This is a genomic window from Flavobacterium bomense (genome assembly GCF_003970355.1).
This window is the reverse complement of sequence record NZ_RYDJ01000160.1, coordinates 1-1,242: the sequence shown is the minus strand read 5'-3', so window position 1 is coordinate 1,242 and position 1,242 is coordinate 1. Positions and strand designations below refer to the sequence as shown.

Annotated in this window: 2 protein-coding genes; both read left to right on the top strand. The window is 39.0% G+C overall.

Annotated elements, in window-relative coordinates; genetic code table 11:
- The coding region (locus tag EKL98_RS17710; RefSeq protein ID WP_233589473.1) for a TonB-dependent receptor domain-containing protein at positions 1-462 on the top strand (462 nt) is incomplete at its 5' end.
- 38 nt (positions 463-500) lie between these two features.
- Positions 501-1,242, top strand: a 742-nt coding sequence (locus EKL98_RS16390; RefSeq protein WP_126563186.1) for an MFS transporter, incomplete at its 3' end; no start/stop codon positions are given.

Sequence of the window (1,242 nt, the reverse complement as noted above, 5' to 3'; positions counted from 1 at the left end):
CAGTCGTCGATAGCCAAAGAATTTAGTGTTTATTTGTCAAAAAACGCAGGCCCTGCCGATGACGAAAAAATATATTTTGATGGCAATAATAATGATAATATCGGCAATATGTTTACAATAACGCCAACTTATAGCACTGACAAATTTTCGGCATCTATCAACTGGCAATATATGGGTGAGCGTTGGGCAAACGTAGGCAATGCCTTCCAACTGCCATCATTTCATTCATTTGATTTAAATACTTCTTATAAAATATCAGAGAAAATTCAAGTGAATTTTTCAATAAATAATATTTTAAACACTTACGGAATCATGGGTTGGGCGGCACCAGGTGGCTTTCCTGCAGCCTTGGACACCCAGGGTTTTACAAAAGCCATGTTAGATGCCAATCCACAAGCCGTTTATTCTACATTACCAATTATGCCAAGAGCTTATTTTTTGACGTTGAGTTATAAATTTTAATTAATTAAAATCCCCCGAAAGGGGGATTATCCTATTTTATGAAAAACAAATTTTTATCCTACGAAAACGGAATGGTTACCCTAATGGCACTGGTCTTTGGCTGCCTGTTTTTTGACCGTTTAGCACTTAATTTCCTTATGCCTTATATTGCAAAAGACCTGCTGTTGAGTGACACCCAAATTGGCTTGCTAGCTGGGTCTCTTTCACTGGCGTGGGCTTTTTCAAGCTATTTTACAGTGGCATGGGCAGAAGTAAAAAACAGAAAAAAACTGGTTTTCTTGGTAGCAGTAATCACTTTTTCGCTTTGCTCGGTAGGCTCCGGTGTGGCCGTTTCTTTTGCCACGCTGTTTTTCGCACGCTTCATTATGGGATTTTCTGAAGGCTCAGTTATTCCGCTGGCGCAAAATTTTGTGGAAAGAGAATCTTCTCCAAATCGACTGGGGCTTAATGCCGGAATCTTGCAAGGTGTTGGGTCGGCTCTTTTCGGTTCTATACTTGCTCCAATCATTTTAGTCTCTATTGCAGAGAATATGGGATGGAGAAATGCTTTTTATGTAACTGGAATTCCGGGTATTATTTTAGCTCTAATCGCTTGGCGTTATATTAAAAAATCAACTGCAGAAAGTATCGAAATCAAAATCAATTCGACTATCAGCTTTACGGAACTTTTTCAATACAACAATATAAAATGGGGAATTCCTTTGGCTTGTTGCGCTTTTGGTTGGTGGTTTGCCACGCTCCCATTCCTTTCCAAATATTTTATCGAAGTACAAGGCATGA